Source organism: Actinophytocola sp. (genome assembly GCF_050699935.1).
Lineage (GTDB): Bacteria > Actinomycetota > Actinomycetes > Mycobacteriales > Pseudonocardiaceae > Actinophytocola.
Genome location: NZ_JBOHGB010000084.1, coordinates 1 through 17,797, shown reverse-complemented (window position 1 = coordinate 17,797; position 17,797 = coordinate 1). Strand labels below are relative to the sequence as shown.

14 protein-coding genes are annotated in these 17,797 nt (G+C 72.2%); 5 read left to right on the top strand and 9 right to left on the bottom strand.

Features of this window, described 5'->3' with window-relative positions:
* Nucleotides 1-57 precede the first annotated feature (57 nt).
* Nucleotides 58-1,035 (bottom strand): thiamine pyrophosphate-dependent dehydrogenase E1 component subunit alpha, encoded by a 978-nt coding sequence (locus ACRDTB_RS24105; RefSeq protein ID WP_431433774.1) that lies wholly within the window; start codon nucleotides 1,033-1,035, stop codon nucleotides 58-60.
* 206 nt (nucleotides 1,036-1,241) lie between these two features.
* On the opposite strand from ACRDTB_RS24105, the gene ACRDTB_RS24100 reads away from it, so the two are divergent.
* Complete coding sequence (locus ACRDTB_RS24100) at nucleotides 1,242-2,405, top strand: trans-sulfuration enzyme family protein (protein WP_431433772.1); 1,164 nt, start codon at nucleotides 1,242-1,244, stop codon at nucleotides 2,403-2,405.
* Here ACRDTB_RS24100 and ACRDTB_RS24095 read toward each other — a convergent pair.
* Nucleotides 2,402-3,229, bottom strand: a complete 828-nt coding sequence (locus ACRDTB_RS24095; protein WP_431433770.1) for a phytanoyl-CoA dioxygenase family protein — start codon at nucleotides 3,227-3,229, stop codon at nucleotides 2,402-2,404. The genes ACRDTB_RS24100 and ACRDTB_RS24095 overlap by 4 nt on opposite strands.
* A 90-nt stretch (nucleotides 3,230-3,319) precedes the next feature.
* Between ACRDTB_RS24095 and ACRDTB_RS24090 the strand changes: the two genes are divergently transcribed.
* The gene (locus tag ACRDTB_RS24090) at nucleotides 3,320-4,132 is read left to right on the top strand and encodes a helix-turn-helix domain-containing protein (protein WP_431433768.1); all 813 of its coding nucleotides are present in this window, start codon (nucleotides 3,320-3,322) and stop codon (nucleotides 4,130-4,132) included.
* Nucleotides 4,133-4,257: 125 nt separating this feature from the next.
* Here the strand turns inward: ACRDTB_RS24090 and ACRDTB_RS24085 are convergent, their stop codons facing one another.
* The 4 genes from ACRDTB_RS24085 to ACRDTB_RS24070 all read right to left on the bottom strand — a co-directional run bounded on the left by ACRDTB_RS24085 (nucleotide 4,258) and on the right by ACRDTB_RS24070 (nucleotide 12,306).
* The gene (locus ACRDTB_RS24085) at nucleotides 4,258-9,189 is read right to left on the bottom strand and encodes a DNA repair ATPase (RefSeq protein WP_431433790.1); all 4,932 of its coding nucleotides are present in this window, start codon (nucleotides 9,187-9,189) and stop codon (nucleotides 4,258-4,260) included.
* Between the two features lie 68 nt (nucleotides 9,190-9,257).
* Nucleotides 9,258-11,237, bottom strand: coding sequence for a flotillin family protein (locus ACRDTB_RS24080; RefSeq protein WP_431433767.1), 1,980 nt, complete (start codon nucleotides 11,235-11,237; stop codon nucleotides 9,258-9,260).
* 17 nt (nucleotides 11,238-11,254) lie between these two features.
* The gene (locus ACRDTB_RS24075; protein ID WP_431433765.1) at nucleotides 11,255-11,875 is read right to left on the bottom strand and encodes a hypothetical protein; all 621 of its coding nucleotides are present in this window, start codon (nucleotides 11,873-11,875) and stop codon (nucleotides 11,255-11,257) included.
* Between the two features lie 161 nt (nucleotides 11,876-12,036).
* Complete coding sequence (locus ACRDTB_RS24070; RefSeq protein ID WP_431433764.1) at nucleotides 12,037-12,306, bottom strand: GlsB/YeaQ/YmgE family stress response membrane protein; 270 nt, start codon at nucleotides 12,304-12,306, stop codon at nucleotides 12,037-12,039.
* A gap of 95 nt (nucleotides 12,307-12,401) precedes the next feature.
* On the opposite strand from ACRDTB_RS24070, the gene ACRDTB_RS24065 reads away from it, so the two are divergent.
* Entirely contained in the window at nucleotides 12,402-12,896 is a 495-nt protein-coding gene (locus ACRDTB_RS24065; RefSeq protein ID WP_431433762.1) for a VOC family protein, read from the top strand.
* Nucleotides 12,897-12,922: 26 nt separating this feature from the next.
* On the opposite strand, the gene ACRDTB_RS24060 is transcribed toward ACRDTB_RS24065, so the two are convergent.
* On the bottom strand, nucleotides 12,923-14,131 hold the full coding sequence (locus ACRDTB_RS24060) for an MFS transporter (RefSeq protein ID WP_431433760.1): 1,209 nt from the start codon (nucleotides 14,129-14,131) through the stop codon (nucleotides 12,923-12,925).
* On the bottom strand, nucleotides 14,128-15,501 hold the full coding sequence (locus ACRDTB_RS24055; protein WP_431433758.1) for a GH1 family beta-glucosidase: 1,374 nt from the start codon (nucleotides 15,499-15,501) through the stop codon (nucleotides 14,128-14,130). Before ACRDTB_RS24055 ends, ACRDTB_RS24060 begins: the two co-directional genes overlap by 4 nt.
* A gap of 77 nt (nucleotides 15,502-15,578) precedes the next feature.
* On the opposite strand from ACRDTB_RS24055, the gene ACRDTB_RS24050 reads away from it, so the two are divergent.
* On the top strand, nucleotides 15,579-16,667 hold the full coding sequence (locus ACRDTB_RS24050) for a hypothetical protein (protein ID WP_431433756.1): 1,089 nt from the start codon (nucleotides 15,579-15,581) through the stop codon (nucleotides 16,665-16,667).
* 3 nt (nucleotides 16,668-16,670) lie between these two features.
* On the opposite strand, the gene ACRDTB_RS24045 is transcribed toward ACRDTB_RS24050, so the two are convergent.
* Entirely contained in the window at nucleotides 16,671-16,994 is a 324-nt protein-coding gene (locus ACRDTB_RS24045; protein WP_431433754.1) for a RidA family protein, read from the bottom strand.
* A gap of 33 nt (nucleotides 16,995-17,027) precedes the next feature.
* Between ACRDTB_RS24045 and ACRDTB_RS24040 the strand changes: the two genes are divergently transcribed.
* Nucleotides 17,028-17,624, top strand: a complete 597-nt coding sequence (locus ACRDTB_RS24040) for a TetR/AcrR family transcriptional regulator (RefSeq protein WP_431433752.1) — start codon at nucleotides 17,028-17,030, stop codon at nucleotides 17,622-17,624.
* The last annotated feature ends 173 nt before the right edge of the window (nucleotides 17,625-17,797 follow it).

The window sequence follows — 17,797 nt, the reverse complement described above, 5'->3', positions numbered from 1 at the left end:
CCCCTTAGGTGCGGTTGGCAGCCACGCGGCTCGTCGCCATGTGCGGTCATGCCCGCCTCAGTATGTGACGTAGACGTCGGTCAGCAGCTCGGTCAGCTCGGGGTCGGGCGCGGCCTTCGCGTCGGCCACGGCGACGTCGACGGCCGCGTCCACCGTCGCGTCCACCGCTGTCAGATCCTCAATGGACAGGCCGGCGGCCGCGGCGAACCTCGCCAGGCAGTCGGACTCGGCGCGCAGCCGCTCGACCTCGCCCTCGCCGCGGTAGCCCTGCCGGTCGAAGCCCTCCATGTGGCCGAAGAACCGGCCGGCCCTGCACTCCACCAGCGAGGGGCCGCCGCCCGAGCGGGCCCGCTCCACCGCCTCGCCGGCCGCCGCCCGCACCGCGAAGTAGTCCGTGCCGTCCACAGTGGACGCGGGCATGCCGTACGCCTCGGCCCGGTGTGCCACGTCCAGCCCGCGCAGGTGGTACCGGGTGCCGGTGGCCTGCGCGTAGCCGTTGTCCTCGACCACGAACACCACGGGCAGCTGCCAGACCGTGGCGAGGTTCAGGCTCTCGGCGAACGAGCCCTGGTTGGCCGCGCCGTCCCCGACGAAGGCGACCGAGACGTCCCGGCGCCCCAGCACCTTCGCGGACAGCGCGGACCCGCAGGCCAGTGGAGCGCCACCGGCGGCGACACCGTTCGCGCCGAGCATGCCGCGCTCGAAGTCGGCGATGTGCATCGAGCCGCCCTTGCCGTTGCACGAGCCGCCGGCTTTGCCGTACAGCTCCCGCATCATCGCGCCCAGATCAGCGCCCTTGGCGATCGCGTGGCCGTGCCCGCGGTGTGTGCTCGCGATGTGGTCACCCTCGCGCAGCGCACCGCACACCCCGGCGGCGACGGCCTCCTGACCGGCGTAGAGGTGCACGGCGCCGGGCAGCTCGCCGGTCGCGAACTCGGCGTGCACCCGCTCCTCGAAGACGCGGATGGTCCGCATGACCCGGTAGGCCTCGATCAGTTCCTCCCGGCCGGGCGCGCCGGCGGATGCAGTCGCCATGGAACGGTGTCCTTTCCGAGATCTCCCGGGGGTTCGTGCGCCGTTTCTGCGAGGCTAGGTCGGTTCGGGGCGCGGACCGAGGAACGTCGAGCGGGCCTCGACCGGATGTGCCCGAGCCGTGTCAGCCGCTCGTCAGCCGCTCGTCGTCCGCTCTCTGTCGGCCGGCCGCCGTAGTGTGGAAGGGAGCGACTCACGAGGAGGCCCAGGTGCACAGCAGCGACGACTCGCGGATCGAGACCCTCGCCGTCCACGCCGGGGAGCACCGACCCGGGCCGGAGGGTTCCGTCGTGTTCCCGATCTACCAGGGCACCGTGTTCGCCACCCAGCCCGGCGAGGGCTACCACGACATCCGGTACATCCGGCTGAACTCGACGCCGTCGCAGCAGTACCTGCACGGCAAGCTCGCCGCGCTGGAGGGTGCCGAGGCCGCGCTCGCGACGTCGTCCGGGATGGCCGCGGTGACCACGATCCTGCACACGCTGCTGCGCGCCGGAGACCACCTGCTGGTCGGCGACACGCTGTACGGCGGCACACACAACTTCCTCACCGACCACGCCGAGGACCTCGGCTGGACCTACACGTTCGTCGACCCGCACGAGCCGTCGACGTGGGCCGCCGCGCGCCGGCCGAACACGAAGGCGTTCCTCGTGGAGACGATCACCAACCCGCTGATGCGCGTCGGGCGGCTGCGCGAGGTGGTGGCCTTCGCGAAGGCGGAGGGGCTGGTCACCGTCGTGGACAACACGTTCGCGAGCCCGGTCAACTTCCGCCCGCTGGCGGCCGGCTTCGACCTGGTGTTCCACAGTGCGACCAAGTACCTCAACGGCCACTCCGACCTGGTGGCCGGCTGCGTCGCGGGCTCCACCGAGCTCGTCGACCGGGTCCGCCACAAGCTCAACATCTACGGCGGCACGCTCGACCCGCACGCGGGCTTCCTGCTGGCGAGGGGCCTGAAGACGCTGGCGCTACGGATCGGCGCGCAGAACGCGAACGCCTCGGTGCTGGCGTCGTTCCTCGCCGGCCACGAGAAGGTCGCCGCGGTGAACTACGCCGGGCTCGCCGACCACCCGGACCACGCGCACGCGTCGGAGCTGCTGTCCGGGTTCGGCGGCATGCTGAGCTTCCGCCTGGCCGGCGGCCTCCCGGCGGCCGAGGCGTTCCTGGACGCGCTGCGCCTGCCGACGGTCGCCCCGAGCCTGGGCGGCATCGAGTCCCTGGTCACCCGCCCGGCGATCACCTCGCACGCCGGGATGAGCCCCGCGGACCGCGAACGGGTGGGCGTGACCGACGACCTGATCCGCTTCAGCTGCGGCATCGAGCACTCCGACGACCTCATCGCCGACCTGACCCGCGCCCTCGACAAGGTCTAACCGACGCAGCCGCCCTCGCGGTCGCGGCGGATGTGGGGGCGCATCAGGTCCGCGGTGCCCGCGTGGGCGTACGGGTCGGTGCCGGCGACCAGCTCGACGTCGCGGTGGTCGAGGCGGGCCATCGGCTCGCCGGCCGTCGGTGGGAACCACGGCAGCAGCGACTCGGCGCTCATGTAGTGGTTGACCAGGGCTCGGCGCAGGCCCGTGCGCCGGGTGTTGGGCAGCGACCGGTGCAGCAGGTAGCCGTTGAAGATCACCGCGGTGCCGGCCGGGACCTCGACCGGCACCGCGGCGAGATCGGGAAAGGCTTCCGTGAAGCCGTGCGCCTCCTGCGTGCAGTCGAACCGCGGGTCGTCGTGATCGCGGACCGGGTACAGCACGCCCGCGCGGTGCGAGCCGGGCAGGACCCACAGGCAGCCGTTGTCGACGGTGGCGTCGTCGAGCGCGATCCACGCGGCGGTGAGCGAGCGGTCGCGGGTGGGGATGTGCGCCTCGTCCTGGTGCCAGGCCTGGCCGGGCTTGCCGGCGGCCTTGATGAAGAGCATGGACTGCATCATCTTCACGTTGGGCCCGATGACCTCGGTGAGCACCTCCGTGAGACCCGGCAGCGCGGCGAGCTTGCGCAGCAGCGGCGAGATCTTGTGCGGGAAGTGAACGCAGAGGTACCGGCGCAGCACCTCGTCCTCCGGCCAGTCGCCGGGCTCGACGCCGTCGACCGTGCCGCGTTCGCCACGGCAGATCGCGGTGGCCTCGGCCCGCGCCTCGGCGAGCCGCTCCGCGTCGAGAACGCCGGGCACCACCACGTAACCGTCCCGCTCGTACATTCCGCCTCCCTTGTCCGGATGTCCCATCATCCGATCCGAGCAGCCCCACAGGAATGCACTCAGGTCACGGAAACTTGTCAGAATGCGTACATGGACCGCCCGGCGACCGCCGACTACCCGCCCGGCGCGCGGCTCCCGCTCCGCGTGATCGACGACTGCGAGTTCGTCTGGATGCTGCGTGGCCGGGCGCACTTCGTCACCGAGACGGGCACCACCCCGCTCACCCCGGGCCACCTGCTGCTGGTCCCACCGGGCCTGCGCCACGGCTTCGACTGGGACGCCCGCCACGGCTACGTGCACTTCACGCACACCGCGGTGACCGACGACCCGGTGCTGGTCCCGGTGTTGGTGCCGATGTCCGGCGACGACCCGCTCGCCGGGCTGGCCGCGTACCTGCTCTGGCTGGGGGCGGCCGAGCCACCCGGCTGGCGCGCGCGAGCGCACCGCACCCTCGAGCTGATGGTCACCCTCGTCCTCGCCGGCCCGCTCCCCGCCCGCGACGAGGCGGCCCGGCCGGCACCGGCCGCCCGGGCCGCGGTCGAGGTGCTGCGCCGCGAGTGGGCGAGGCCACCGCTACGCCGCGTCGGCGTCGACGAGCTGGCCGCGGCGGTGCGGGTCTCGCGCGGCTACCTGAACCGGGTGTTCCGCCTCGGCTTCGACCTCGGCGCCGCCGAGGCGCTCGAGGGCCTGCGCCTGTCCCGCGCCGAGGCGCTGCTCCTGCGCACCGACCTGACGCTCGGCGCCATCGCCCGGCAGTGCGGCTTCGCCGACCTCAGCCACTTCTCGCACCGGTTCGCCGCGCGCTACGGCCTGCCCCCGAGCCGGTACCGCACCGCCCCGGCCGGCCCCTCGATGCAGGACCACCCCGGCGTACGCCGCCTGGCCCACCTGGTCTGGGACTAGAGACTGTCACAGTGGATCATCGTGCTACGTCTCGCGCTGACCAACGGAACCTCAGGGGACCGTGACGGCACCCAGCCACAATCAACCGCACATCCGCACCGTTCGCTGGAACGCAACCGACACTTTTAATTCCGGGGAGGCGGACTGGCTAGGCGGGTGATCGCCGCCTCGACCGACCCGACCCGGTCGGCGAGCAGCCCGACGGCGCCGACCGCGCGGGTCAGCGGGTCGTCGTCCGAGCCGCCGAGTGCCTTGTCACGCAGGAAGGCGGCCTTCACATCCGTCCAACGCGTGGCCTGCTCGGGCGAGAGCCGGCCGCGCAGCTCGGCCAGCTTCAGCAGGTTCGCCTCCGCGCCCGCGGTCAGGGTCTGCGCCTCGCCGAGGTAGTGGTCGTCGATGACCGCCTCCAGCTCGGCGTCGTTCATCACCGGCACGATCCGCTCGGCGAGCTTGTTCATGTTCCGGTACGAGCCCTGCAGCTGGAACGGCGGCTCGGTCCGTGACGAGTCCGCCTGCGCCGCCGACGCGATGTAGGCCTGGTTGTTCGCCAGCACGACCTGCTGCACCCGCACCAGCTTGCGCAGCACGGAGAGCACCTGGTCCAGCTCGACCGCCGAGTACGGGTGCGTGAGCGCGTCCGCCCGTGCCGTGGAGTCCCCGCGGGCGAGCCGGACCAGCAGCTCGATGTCCCCACGCTCCCGTGTGGACAGCGGAGCGAGCACGGGGTTGGACGTCAGCGAGTTCTCGATGTAGCTCAACGCGAACAGCTCGTCCCGGCCGGACAGCACGTCGCCCAGGTTCCACACGTCCGCGCGGTTCGCCAGCATGTCCGGGATCCGGAACCGCTTGCCCTGCTCGGTGTACGGGTTGCCGGCCATGCACACCGCGAACCGCTTGCCGCGCAGGTCGTAGGTGCGCGTGCGCCCGTTCCAGACGCCCTCCATGCGCCGCTGGGCGTCGCACAGCGAGATGAACTTACTCAGCAGCTCGGGGTTGGTGTGCTGGATGTCGTCCAGGTACAGCAGCGCGTTGTTGCCCACCTCCAGCGCGAAGGTGATCTTCTCGACCTCCTGGCGCGCGGTGGCGTTGGGTGCCTCGGCCGGGTCGAGCGAGGTCACCTCGTGGCCCAGCGCCGGCCCGTTGACCTTGACGAACACCAGCCCGAGCCGGTCGGCCACGTACTCCATCAGCGTCGTCTTGCCGTAGCCGGGCGGGGAGATGAGCAGCAGCAGGCCCATCTGGTCGGTGCGCTTGGCGTCGCCGACCGCGCCCAGCTGCTTGGCCAGGTTGTCGCCGATCAGCGGCAGGTAGGCCTCGTCGAGCAGCCGGTTGCGCACGAACGCGCTCATCACCTTCGGCCGGTACTCGTCGAGCCGCAGCCGCGCCCGCTCGCGCGTGACCAGGTCGCCCCGCAGCCGCTGGTACGCCCGGTACGCCGGCACCCGCTCGGTCCGGAACCGCCGGGTGCGGGTGAGCAGCTCGTCGAGGCGGACCGACAGGCGGCGGTCGGTGATGCGCGGGTGCGCACCGAGCAAACCCTCCACAGTGGACGACAGCGCGGCGGACGAGTCGTGCCGCGGCACGTCGGCGAGCAGCAGCGCGACCGCCTCGGGCAGGTCGCCCTCGGCCAGCCCGTCCCGCCCCGACTCGACAGAGGACACGAAGGCGGACAGCCAGGCCCGCACCAGCTGGTGTCGCGCCACGAGGTCGTCGCCGAGCGCGCGCAGGTCGTCGGAGAAGTCCTTGCGCCCGCGCAGGGCCCGGCGAAACCTCTCCACCATCGTCCGCGCGCCCGCGCTCGTGACGAACCCGAGCGGCGTGGACGCCAGCTCCTCGAACAGGTACTCGGCCGCGAGGCCCGGGTCGGCCACCGGGAGCGGGAACTCCGAGATCGCCGAGGCCAGCTCCGCGCACAGCTCACCGATGGCTCCGACCGCGCCGAACGCCGACCGTGCCCGCCCCAGCGAGCCGGCCCGCGTCGACCACGCCGCGCGCGCGGCGTCGTCGGTGCCGTGCGCCCAGAACAGCTGGGCGCCCGCCCGCGCGTCCGGCGGATACCGCAGCAGCCCCGCCCCGGCCGACAGCCGCACCAGCACCGCCAGGATCGCGGCCGCGTCGTGGTCGTGCACGCCGCGCTCGTAGCCCTCGTCGTACCGCGACTCGGCGGTCGCGCGCACCACGTCGAGCAGCGTCTCCGGGTCGTGGTCGACGGGCTGGTCGGCCGGCAGCTCCGCGAGGACCGAGGCGGCCAGGTACTCCGCCCGGCAGACCTGCGCCGACTCCGACACCAGCAGCTGGTCCCAGAACGGCTTCGTGGCCTCGAACTCCGGGTCGGTCACCGGCTCCCGGAAGTCGGTGCCGGTGATCGCGAGCGACATCCGGCCGTCCTTGGGCACCAGCGTGAGGTCGGCCGGCTGGGTGTTGACCGCGAACACGTGCCGGCCCAGCCGGACGGTCTCGCCGTCGTCACCGAAGAGGTCCGCCCGGTCCCGCAACGAGCGGCCGGCCTCCTGGCGCGCGGCCTTGAGCCGGCCCGCCAGCTCCTCGGCCCGCACCGAGTCGTCCAGCGCGCGCAGCTCGTCGGCGACGCCGCGGACCTTGGCGACCATCGGGTCGGAGGCGAAGTAGGTGTTGATCTCGTCCAGCGACGACAGCGTGGCCACGCGCCGGTTGATGCTGGTGAGGATCCGCTCGGCCGAGTCGACCAGCCGGTCCGCCCGCCGCGCGGCCTCGTCGACCAGCGCCTGCTTGCGCGAGGAGAACGCCTCGTACACGTCCGTGCGCTTCTGGGTGAGCTCGCCGAGGAAGTCGTCGAACTCGGCGAACCGGGACTCCAGGTTCTCCAGCTGCAACAGCACCCGGCCGAGCCCGTCGTCGCAGCGCCGCGGCGTGTCGGCGACCGCGAGCGCACCGGTGATCGCCTGGCCCAGCAACGCGAACTCGGCGGCGAAGGCGGCCCGCCCCTCGGTGGCCAGCAGCGCCTTGCGCCGGCCCTCCAGCGTGGCGCGGGCGCGGTTGACCCCGCCGAGCACCTCGCTGATCCGCTCCAGAATCCCCGTACGCACGGTCGCGTCGGCGATGTCCAGCGAGCCCACCACCTCGGTGACGATCTCCAGCCCGCCCGCCTGCTCGGCGAGCCGCTCGCCCACCGGGCCGGCCTCGGCCACCGTCCTGATCGCCTCCGCGTCGGCGACGAGCGCCTCGACCTGCTCGTGGTAGGCGGTGAACGCGTCGGGCCCGCGCAGGAAGTCCACCGCCCGCTTCGCCGCGGAGTCCAGCTCCTCGGTCAGGGACGTGGCCAGCTCGTCGATCCGCCCGGTGTCCACGTAACGCAGCTCGCGCAACGTCACCAGCCGGCCCTGCGCGCGGCGCAGCTCGGCGAGCTGGGTCACCCACTCACCGGCCGACTTCGGTGCCTCGCCGCGGACCCGGCGCACGAGCGAGGCGACCTGGTCGGCAGCGGTCGCGAGCTCCGCGGCGGCGGTCTCGGTCAGCGACTGGACGTTCTCGAACTCGGCCAGCACCTGCTCGGCGGTGGCGCGCACGTCGGTGACCGGCGTGCGCAGGTCGCCCAGCTCCGATTCGCCCAGCCAGTGGTAGTTGTCGAACGCCCGGGCACACGCGGCGATCAGGCCCTCGTACATCTGCGTCGACGGCGCCATCTCGTCGACCATGCGGGTGACCGACAGGCAGTCGGAGATGCCCCGCACCAGGTCCGCGTTGCCCACCCGCTCCAGCGGCCCGGTGCCGACCGGCTTCGCCGCGGCGAAGCTGTCCGTCACGTACGGCGTCTGCCACACCTGCATCGGGTGGACCCGGGTCGGCTCCTCGGACGCCGCCCGGAAGGCCACCAGCGTGCCGTCGTCGAACAGCGAGTACCCGTGGCACGGCAACGGGGTCGCGACCTCCTTGCGGATCACGTTGTACGGCAGCAACAGCGTGCGGCCCTCGCGCCGGGCGTGGAAGACGTAGACCACGTCCTCGCCGTTGGGCGAGCGGATGACCCGCTCGAACTCGAGGTCATCGGTGTCGGTGTCGAACGTCCGCGAGACGCCGGTGGCGAGGTAGTAGCCGCCGGGGAAGATCAGCCCCTGGTCCTCGGGCAGCCGCTGGCAGGCCTGCCCGATCCCGTCGAGGCGCACCACGGTCTTCGTGCGCGTGTTGAACACGAGGTGGCGCCAGGTCTTCTCGTTGTAGGGCAGGATCTTGAGCAGGATCAGCGGGCCGACTCGCGCGTAGCGCACGTCGGCGTCGGCGAGGCTCTGCAGCGGCTCGTCGACCGGCTCGCGGTAGACGCCCGCCCCGGTCTCCGTGTTGTTCTCGATCTTGACGGTCAGGTCGCCGCCGAGCGTCTCGATGAACACCTCGTTCTCGATGGCGATGTGCGGGTGCCGGCCGAGCACGTGGTGCTCGCGGGACGTCTCGACCCACTCGAAGTCGTGCGCCGGCGGGAAGACGTGGTCCCGCTCGCCCGCGTTGTCGACGTAGGAGATCGAGCCGTCGGTGCCCATGGCCCAGCGCAGCACCTTGATGTCCTCGGTGCGCGGTCCGGTCTGGAAGACGGCGAGCAGCTTGCCCTCGACCGGGCGCAGCTGCAGCAGCCGGGTCTCCCGGTAGTAGCGGTACAGCTCGGTGAAGTCACGCCGGAACCGCTCGTCGCGCAGCAGCTCCGGCCGCTCGTCGGGCGCAGGCTCATGTTCGCTTCGCCCAACGCCCTCGAACCGGAACGCGTCGCCGTCGCGCGCGAACCGGTGCAGCGAGAAGACGTCGCCCACGGTGGTCTCCGGCTTGAGGCCGATGAACACGTTGTAGCCGAACAGCATCAGCCCACTCGCGCCGTTCCCGTCGGCTCCGGCTCCGACACCGTCCGGGATGGACACGATGTCGCGCGGCACGCAGTTGTGCTCGGTGCGGATCCGCTCCGAGCCGACGAGGCGCAGCTCGGTGCTGCCGAACACCTCGAGCCGCTGGGCGTTGAGCGCCTCGGCCCGCCGCTTCAGCTCCGCGGCCGCGCCGCCGAGCCGGTCGCGCAGCACCTCGTAGGTGCGCGCGTCCAGCCCGTCGCGCGCGTCCTGCCCGTCCCGGGCCTGCGTGGACGTCTCGGCCGAAGCCTGGTCGGTCGCCGTCACTTCTTCGGCGTGATCGCGGCGGACGGGTCGTCGGCGACGGTGACCGGCAGTGCCTTCACGTCGGTGTTGACGTCGACGCCGTCCTTCATCATCTTCATCAGCGCGGCCGACATCGTCAGGTTCTTCACCTCGTCGGCGCCGAGCGAGCCCAGGATCTGCTTGACGTCCTCGGCGAAGTTCGCCTCACCGTTGAGCCACGGCCCGGCGAGCTTCTTCGCGACGTCGGAGTGGTCCATGAACCCGTCCACGCCCTTGCCGAGCGCGATCGAGCCCATCAGCCGGTCGAAGAACACCGTGTCGCCGCCGACGATGTCGATGTCGGCGTTCTCCAGCCCCTTCGCGAGCACCGCGGCCTGCTTCTCGGCCACCTCCCGTTGCGCCTCGATGCCGGCCATCCGCACGTCCCGTTCGGTCTCCAGGCGCAGGCGGAACTCCTCGTGCCCGCGGGTCTCGTCGTCCAGCGTGGCCATCGCGGCGGCCTTCTCGGTGAGCCCTTCGGCCTCGCCCCGGAGCTTCTCGCGCAGCGCGTCCGCACCGGCGAGCGCCTTCTCCCGGACCACGACGGCCTCCGCGCGGCCCTCCTTCTCGATGACCTCCGCGCCACGCTCGCGGACCTGCACGTCGGCGAGCCCCTCGGCGGCCGCCTCGGCCTGGACGCCCTCCGCGAGCCGGATCTTGGCCTGCGCGTCGAGGTCCGCGGCCTGCTGCCGGGCCTCGGCGAGCAGCAGCTGCTCGCGGGCCTTGAACTTCGCGGCGGCCTCCGCGGCCTCGGCCGCCTTGATGTCCTTGACCAGGTTCTCCTGCGCCTCCGCCTCGGCCTTGATCACGATCGCCTGACGGACCCGCTCGGCCTCCTCGACCGCGCGCAGCCGCTTGATGTTCTCCTCCTGCTCGGCCACGGTCTTGTCGACCGCGATCCGCTCGCGGACGACCTCGGCGACCGAGCGCCGCTCGACCTCGACCTCCTTGTCCTTGGCGGCATCGGCGAGCGCGGTCTCCCGCTCGCGGGCGACGACCTCGAGCTGGCGGTCCTTCTCGATCCGCTCGGTCTCGATGGCGATGACCCGCTCGCGGTTCTTCTCCGCGACGGCCACCTCGCGGGCGCGGTTCTGGTCCTGGATGCCGAGCTGCTCGTCGGTGCGCAGCTGCGCGGACTGGGCCTTGAGCCGCTCCTCGGCAGCCACCTTGGCGGTCTCGGCCTCCTCCCGGGCACGCATGGTCTCGATCTCGCGGTGCTGCCGGTTCTCCGCGTCGGCCTGCCGGCGCTCCAGCTCGAGGATGGCCTCCCGGGCGTCGACGTTCTGCCGAGTGATCTCCTTCTCCTCGTTGCGCTGGAACTCGTTGGTGCGCACGTGCTCGATCGCGGTCAGCTCGGTGATCTTCTTGATGCCCTGCGCGTCGAGGATGTTGTTGGTGTCGAGCTGCTCGAGCGGGGTCTGCTCGAGGAAGTCGATCGCCGCGTCCTCGAGGCTGTAGCCGTTCAGGTCGGTGCCGATGACCGCGATGATCCGGTCCCGGAACTCGTCGCGCTTGGTGTACAGGTCGACGAAGTCGAGGTGCTTGCCGACGGTCTTGAGCGCCTCGGAGAACTTGGCGTTGAACAGCGTCTGCAGCGTCGCCTGGTCACTGGCGCGCTCGGTGCCGATCGCCTGCGCGACCTTGACGACGTCCTCCACGGTCTTGTTGACCCGCACGAAGAACGTGATCCGGATGTCGGCACGGATGTTGTCCCGGCAGATCAGTCCTTCCTGCCCGGTGCGGTCGAGCTCGATCGTCTTCACGGAGATGTCCATGGTCTCCGCCTTGTGCAGCACCGGGAGCACGACGGCACCGGTGAACGTGACGTGCACGTTGCGCACCTTCGACACGATCAGCGCCTTGCCCTGCTCGACCTTGTGGAACAGGCGGCTGATGGCGATCAGCAGGATGAGCAGAACGGCGAGCACGACGCCGATCGCGATGAGAATTGGCTCCATCGTGGACCTTTCTTGCTTCAAGTGGCCGGCGCGACCCAGAAGAACTCGCCGTTGGTGTCGTAGTCGAAGATCAGTGCCAGCTGGCCGGCGGTCAGCTCGTGCTCGCCGGTCTGGCGTACCTGGATGACCGCGGACGACCCGTCCACGGCGGTGACCTCGGCCTGGCCGAAGTCGGTGGAGACCCGGCCGGTGCGGATGACGCACTCCCGCCCGACGAAGTCCGAGCGGGACGGCTCCGGCCCGGAGACGTAGAGCCTGCGCAGCGGGACGGCCACGAGCCGCGCCACGAACAGCCCCACGAACAGCGCCACGAGAAGGACGCCGATGCCGAGCAGCACGCCCACGACACCGTCCATACCGGACAGCAGCACGCCGCCGACGATGCTGACGAACCAGGCGAAGACGATCAGCACGGACAGCGTGACCGTGATGGGGACGCCCCCGAGCCCGAGCCCATCGAGGAAGCCGCCGTCCCCGCCGCCGTCCCCATCCCCGTCGCCGATGTCGCCGTCCCCGCCCACGAGGTCGATGTCGAGGGTGCCGAGCACGACCAGCAGCCAGTAGAGGACGACGACGACGAGCAGGAAGCCGAACAGTACGGCCGGAAAGGACAGTGCGGCATCGACGAAGTCATCCATCGTGCCGCCTCCCGCGCCCGCCCCTACGCGGCCCCCAGTCGGTTCGCCGCGAGCGGACTATATCCGGGTGCGGCGAGTGCGCAGGACGGAATGGCGAAAACATTCCTCCGCTCGGGTACGCACCGTCACCGACGCTGTCACCGACGCTGTCACCGGCGCCGTCACTGGCGCTGTCGACTCCGGGCACCGGACAGCAGCGAGACCCCACCGCCGGCGAAGATGATCTGCAGGGCGAGCTCGGCCCAGTCGATGCCCGGGGTGTCCGCGACCCCGATGAGCCCGGCGACGCCCGTGCCGGCGACCGCGGCCGCGATGCCCACGAGGATCGTCGCGAGCAGCGACAGCTGCTGCCGCCCGGGCACGACGAGCCGCCCCAGCCCGCCGATGGCCGCGCCGAAGACGACGGCCGAGATGATCCCGGTGATCTCCACGGTTTCCCTCCCCTTTCCGTGCCCCTTGCCGTGCCCTTTCCGTGCCCTTTCCGTGGGCGCCGGTCCACGGGCGCCCACCATCGAGGATCGGCGCGGTGGCGGCCCGCGACATCGGGCATCACCCGGAGACGACCCTGAACCACGCACCGAGGTGGCACGTGCGCGGGCCGTGGGTCACCATCGGAGTCATGCTGACCAACGCCGAGGTGGCGACGCGGCTGCCGGCCCGGGACCTCGAGCGCGCGCGGGCGTTCTACGCGGACAAGCTCGGCCTCGAGCCGGCCGAGGAGCGGCCGGGCGGGCTGCTGTACCGCCTCGGCAACACCCGGTTCGCGCTGTTCGCCTCCATCGGCGCGGCGACGGGCGAGCACACCCAGATGTCCTTCGAGGTCGACGACATAGTGGCGGTCGTGGACGAGCTGCGCAGCCGCGGCGTGGTGTTCGAGGACGTCGACGTGCCGGGCCTGCGCACGGTGGACGGCATCGCCGAGGTCGAGGGCAACTACCCGTCAGTGGGCGCCGGCGAGCGGGCGGCGTGGTTCCGGGACAGCGAGGGCAACCTCCTGGGCATCGGCCAGCCGATCCACTAGCCGTACAACAGCAGGACAACCAGCTCTCAGGCGACCGAGCGGATGCGGTACACGAGCACCGCGCCCGCGACGCCCACCACCGCGGCCAGGCCGTACAGCACGGGGTAGCCGCCCAGATAGGTGACGATCGGCGCGGCGAGGACCGGGGCGAGCACCTGCGGCAGCGCGTTCGCGACGTTGATGACGCCGAGGTCCTTGCCGCGGTCACCCGCCTTCGGCAGAACCTCGGTCATCAGCGCGAAGTCGACGGAGGTGTACACGCCGAAGCCGAGCCCCAGCACGGCCGCGGCGACCAGCGCGCCGGACCACGTCGGGAACGCGGCCAGCAGCAGCGCGGCGGCCGACATCACCATCCCTGCCCCGCACACGAACACCCGCCGCCGCCCGACGCGGTCCGACCACATGCCGCTGATGACCACCGTGGACAGCAGCGTCGCGGCGTAGATCGCGGTCAGCACGAACACGCCGCCGTCCGGGTCGGCGTAGCGGACCGCGTCCTGCAGGAAGTACAGCAGGTACACGATCGCGATGGCGTTGCCCAGGTTCATCAGGAAGCGGGTCAGCCAGGCCCAGCCGAAGTCCGGGTACCGCCGCGGGCTGATCCAGAACGCGCGCCAGTGAAACGGCGGCCGCACCTCGATCACCGTGTCCCGGCGCAGTCCCAGGTACGGCAGGGTCGCCACCACCAGGAACATCGCGCACACGAGGTAGCCGGCGGCGATCCCGCCGACCACGGCCGCGATCCCGGAGCCGACGACGATGCCGAGCGTCTGCCCGACCCCGATCCAGCCGCCGACCATGCCGCGCTGTGCGTGCGGCACCTGGTCGGGCACGGCGGCGACGAGCGCGGCGAGCATCGCGTTCAGCGTCAGCTGCGCGAGGCACCAGCCCACCGCCATCACCGCGATGTTCGGCGCCATTGCCAGCACGACCAGGCTCACCGCGCCACCGGCCGCGCCGAACGCGGTCCACGGCAGCCGCCGGCCCAGCCGCCACGTCGTACGGTCGGAGATGGCGCCGAACACCGGGTTGGCCACCAACGACGTCGCCGCGCCGAGCCCCACCACGAGGCCGAGCGCGAGCTCCTTGTCGTCCGGCGCGAGCGCTTGCGCCTGCTTGCCCAGCAGCACCTGGATCGGCCCGTAGAACGCGGTGAACAGGCCGAGCCCGGCGAGCGAGAACAGCGCCGTCCACCGCGCCGGCACCCGCTCGGTGGGCTCGGCCAGCGCGGTCATCGCCGCGCTCGGACGAGCTCGCGATACCAGTGGTAGGAGTCCTTCGGCGTACGCGCGAGCGTCGCGTAGTCCACGTGCACGAGCCCGAACCGCTGCGAGTAGCCGACCGCCCACTCGAAGTTGTCCACAATGGACCAGACGAAGTAGCCGCGCAGGTCGACGCCGTCGTCGATCGCCTGCCGGGCCGCGCGCACGTGGGCGTCGAGGTAGTCGATGCGCCGGGTGTCGGCGACGCGGCCGTCGGCGTCCGGGCCGTCGCCGTACGCGCAGCCGCTCTCGGTGACGTAGACCGGCGGCAGCGCGTCGCCGTAGCGGCTCGCCAGCGTCGTGAGGACCTCGCGCAGCCCGTCGGGCACGACCGGCCAGCCGAAGTCGGTGCGCGGGTAGCCCTCGATCGCGGGGAACTCGAACGGCAGGCCCTCCGGCAGCGTCACACCGTCGATCACCACCCGGTCCGCCCCGGCCGCGGTGGGCGCGCCGACGCGGCTCGGCTGGTAGTAGTTCACGCCGTACCAGTCCAGCGGCGTGGAGATCACGTTCAGGTCCTCGGCCACCGGTCCGGGCATGGCGTCCGCGAACCCCTCGGGGTACTCGCCACGCAGCACCGGCGCCGCGAACAGGTCGTTGACGAGCGTGTCGTAGCCCCGCGCCGCCCCCTGGTCGGCCGGCTCCTCGGACGCGGGCCACACCGGCAGGTGATGGTTGGCGATACCGATCTCCGTCGCGCCCGCCGCGCGCAGCGCCTGGGTGGCGAGGCCGTGGCCGAGCAGCTGGTGGTGGGCGACCGGCAGCGCCTCGTACATCAGCTGCCAGCCGGGCGCGTGCGCGCCGACCGCGTAGCCGAACAGCGTGAGCACCATCGGCTCGTTGAGTGGCATCCACATCCGCACCCGGTCGGCGAGCTTCGCACCGACGACCGTGGCGTACTCGGCGAAGCGGTAGGCCGTGTCGCGGGCCAGCCAGCCGCCGGCGTCCTCGACGACCTGCGGGGTGTCCCAGTGGAACAGCGTGACCGCGGGCGCGATGCCGGCGGCGCACAGCTCGTCGACGAGCCGGTCGTAGAAGTCCAGGCCCGCCTGGTTCACCGCGCCCCAGCCGGCCGGGAGGACGCGGGGCCACGCGACGGAGAACCGATAGGCACCGACCCCGAGCTCGGCCATCAGCGCGACGTCCTCGCGGTAGCGGTGGTAGTGGTCGGTGGCCACCGCGCCGGTGTCGCCGCCCAGCACGGCGTTCGGCCGCGCGCAGAAGGTGTCCCATGTGGACGGTGCGCGGCCGTCGTCCTCCACCGCGCCCTCGATCTGGTATGCCGACGAGGAGACCCCCCACAGGAATCCGTCCGGGAAAGGAGGAACGGCGGGTGGCGTCATAGTCCAGGCAGCTTGGCCGGTGCCATGCGGGTGGTCAAGGTTCCGTTCGGGTATCCGAAACGGGGATACTGGCGGTCATGCGCATGAGGCCGGCCCGGTTCCTGCTCGCCGCGTTGCTCGTCCTGGCCGGTTGTGGCGCCGACGATCCCGGCGAGCCCACGGCGGTCCGGTTCACCGAGGTCGAGCTGCCCGGCGGCGCGAAGCCGGTGGTGCTCACCCAGGTCGGTGACACGCTGCTGATCGGCGTCCGCCACGACGGCCGGCCCGTGGTGCCGGGGCTGCTGCGCCGCGACCCGGACGGCACGCTCGCGGAGATCGCGGTCGACCCGGCCGGCATGTACGGCCAGCAGGCGTTCTGGTACTCGATCGCCGCCGACGGGCAGCGGATCGTCGCCATCGGCGGCAAGACCGGCGGCGCGCACGGCAACGTGCGGTGGAGCGCGTGGAGCGGGTCGCGGACGGGCGTCGCGGAGCAGCCGCAGCCGTTCAGCACGTTCGGCGGCTACGGGGCGGGCGACCTCATCGACGCGGTGCTGACGCCGGAAGGGCCCGCGCTGGTGGGGACCTGGCAGAACCCGGCGGTCGGGCTGGACATCATGATCTGGGAGCCGGAGGGGCGGTACTGGGTGCGCCGGCCGTCGGCGGGCACGGCGCTGGAGAACACGCGGGAGTCGCTGAAGTTCCCACTCGCCGCGACCGGCGTGGACAAGGGCATCCTGATCGCGGGCTGGGAGCTGGCCGACGGCCGTCAGCGTCCCGCGGTGTGGCGTTCGGAGTCGGGCGGCACGGGGTGGGACCTGACCCGCCTGCCCGACTCCGGTCGCGCGGGCGCCGCGTCGGCGGTTCGCTGCACCGACTCGACGTGCACGGTGGCCGGCTGGGTCGACGGCGAGCTGGCCCTGTGGCGGCTCCGCGACGCGACGTGGACGCGCGTCCCGGACGTCCCGGCCGTCGAGGTGGCGCAGGACGAGGACCTGGCGCCGCCGGTGGACGTCGAGGGCCGGCCGACGGAGATCCTCGACGACGGCTCCCACGTGGTGCTCGCCGGCGCGACGACCCGCCCGGCGGAGGGCCCGACCGGCGAGGTCACCGCGACGGCCCGGGTCGGCCGCACCCTGTACGTGGCGGCCGGCGACAGGCTGTGGCAGGCGGAGATCGCGCCGTGACCGTCACTCGAGGACGGCGGTGGCCTCGACCTCGACCAGCAGGTCGGGCTCGCCCAGTGCCTGAACGCCCAGCAGCGTGACCGGCTTGATCAGGTCGGCCCCCAGCTTCGCGGCCGCGCGGGCGACGCCCTCGCCCAGCGCGGGCATCATCCCGGCGTCCCAGCCGACGACGTAGACGGTCAGCTTCGCCACGTCGTCGAACGAGCCGCCGACCTCGGTCAGCGCCGTGCCGATGTTGAGGTAGGCCTGCTCGACCTGCGCGGCGAGGTCGCCCTCGCCCACCGGCCGCCCGTCGGCGTCGCGGGCGACCTGCCCCGCCAGGAACACCAGCTTCGACCCGGTGGCGATCGAGAGCTGGCGGTGCGCACGCTGCTGATCGACCGCGCCGCGCAGATGCTGCGTACCCGGGAGCCGGTCACGCTGCGCTCGGTCGTCGCGGGGACCGGCGTGTCGACGATGGCCGTGTACACGTACTTCGGCGGCATGGACGGGTTGTGGCGGGCGATGCGCCAGGAGGGGTTCACCCGCCTGGCCGGCACGCTCCACGGGGTCCGCCTGACCGCCGACCCGGTGCGGGACCTCGCCGCGCTGGGGTCGGCGTACCTGTCGAACGCGCTGGCCGCGCCGGACCTCTACCGCGTCATGTTCGACGCCGGCTTCGAGCTCGACGACCCCGAGGCCGCCGACGAGTCGTTGCGGCCGGTGGTACGCGCGGTCGAGCGCGCCAGGGAGGCCGGTCGCTTCCGCGAGGACGTCGACCCACCCGCCCTCGCGACCCAGACCTGGACGATCGGCCACGGGCTGGCGTCGCTCGTGACCGCCGGCCCACTGCCACCGGAGGCGCTCGCCCACGGCGTCGCGATGCTCGCCGCCCTGTTCACCACCGCGGGCGACGACCCGGCCCGCTGCCGCCGCTCCCTCAAACGCGGCTGGCACCTGGAGATCCCACCCGAGTAAGGCCCGCGAGCCGGCTCGGCGGGTCCGGCTCGGCGGGTCCGGCTCGGCGGGTCCGGCTCAGCGGGTTCGGCTCAGCGGCACGGCTTTCCCGAGCCGGGCGAGCTTGTGCGGGTTGGCGACCGCGTAGATGCGGCTGACCCGTCCCGCCTCGATGACCAGGCTGATCGTGGCGT

What these genes read in the sequence shown, in the direction of transcription:
- ACRDTB_RS24105 (WP_431433774.1), bottom strand. Translation starts at nt 1,035, where the DNA reads ATGGCGACTGCATCCGCCGGCGCGCCCGGCCGGGAGGAACTGATCGAG.
- ACRDTB_RS24095 (WP_431433770.1), bottom strand. Translation starts at nt 3,229, where the DNA reads ATGTACGAGCGGGACGGTTACGTGGTGGTGCCCGGCGTTCTCGACGCG.
- ACRDTB_RS24090 (WP_431433768.1), top strand. Translation starts at nt 3,320, where the DNA reads ATGGACCGCCCGGCGACCGCCGACTACCCGCCCGGCGCGCGGCTCCCG.
- ACRDTB_RS24080 (WP_431433767.1), bottom strand. Translation starts at nt 11,237, where the DNA reads ATGGAGCCAATTCTCATCGCGATCGGCGTCGTGCTCGCCGTTCTGCTC.
- ACRDTB_RS24075 (WP_431433765.1), bottom strand. Translation starts at nt 11,875, where the DNA reads ATGGATGACTTCGTCGATGCCGCACTGTCCTTTCCGGCCGTACTGTTC.
- ACRDTB_RS24060 (WP_431433760.1), bottom strand. Translation starts at nt 14,131, where the DNA reads ATGACCGCGCTGGCCGAGCCCACCGAGCGGGTGCCGGCGCGGTGGACG.
- ACRDTB_RS24055 (WP_431433758.1), bottom strand. Translation starts at nt 15,501, where the DNA reads ATGACGCCACCCGCCGTTCCTCCTTTCCCGGACGGATTCCTGTGGGGG.
- ACRDTB_RS24050 (WP_431433756.1), top strand. Translation starts at nt 15,579, where the DNA reads ATGCGCATGAGGCCGGCCCGGTTCCTGCTCGCCGCGTTGCTCGTCCTG.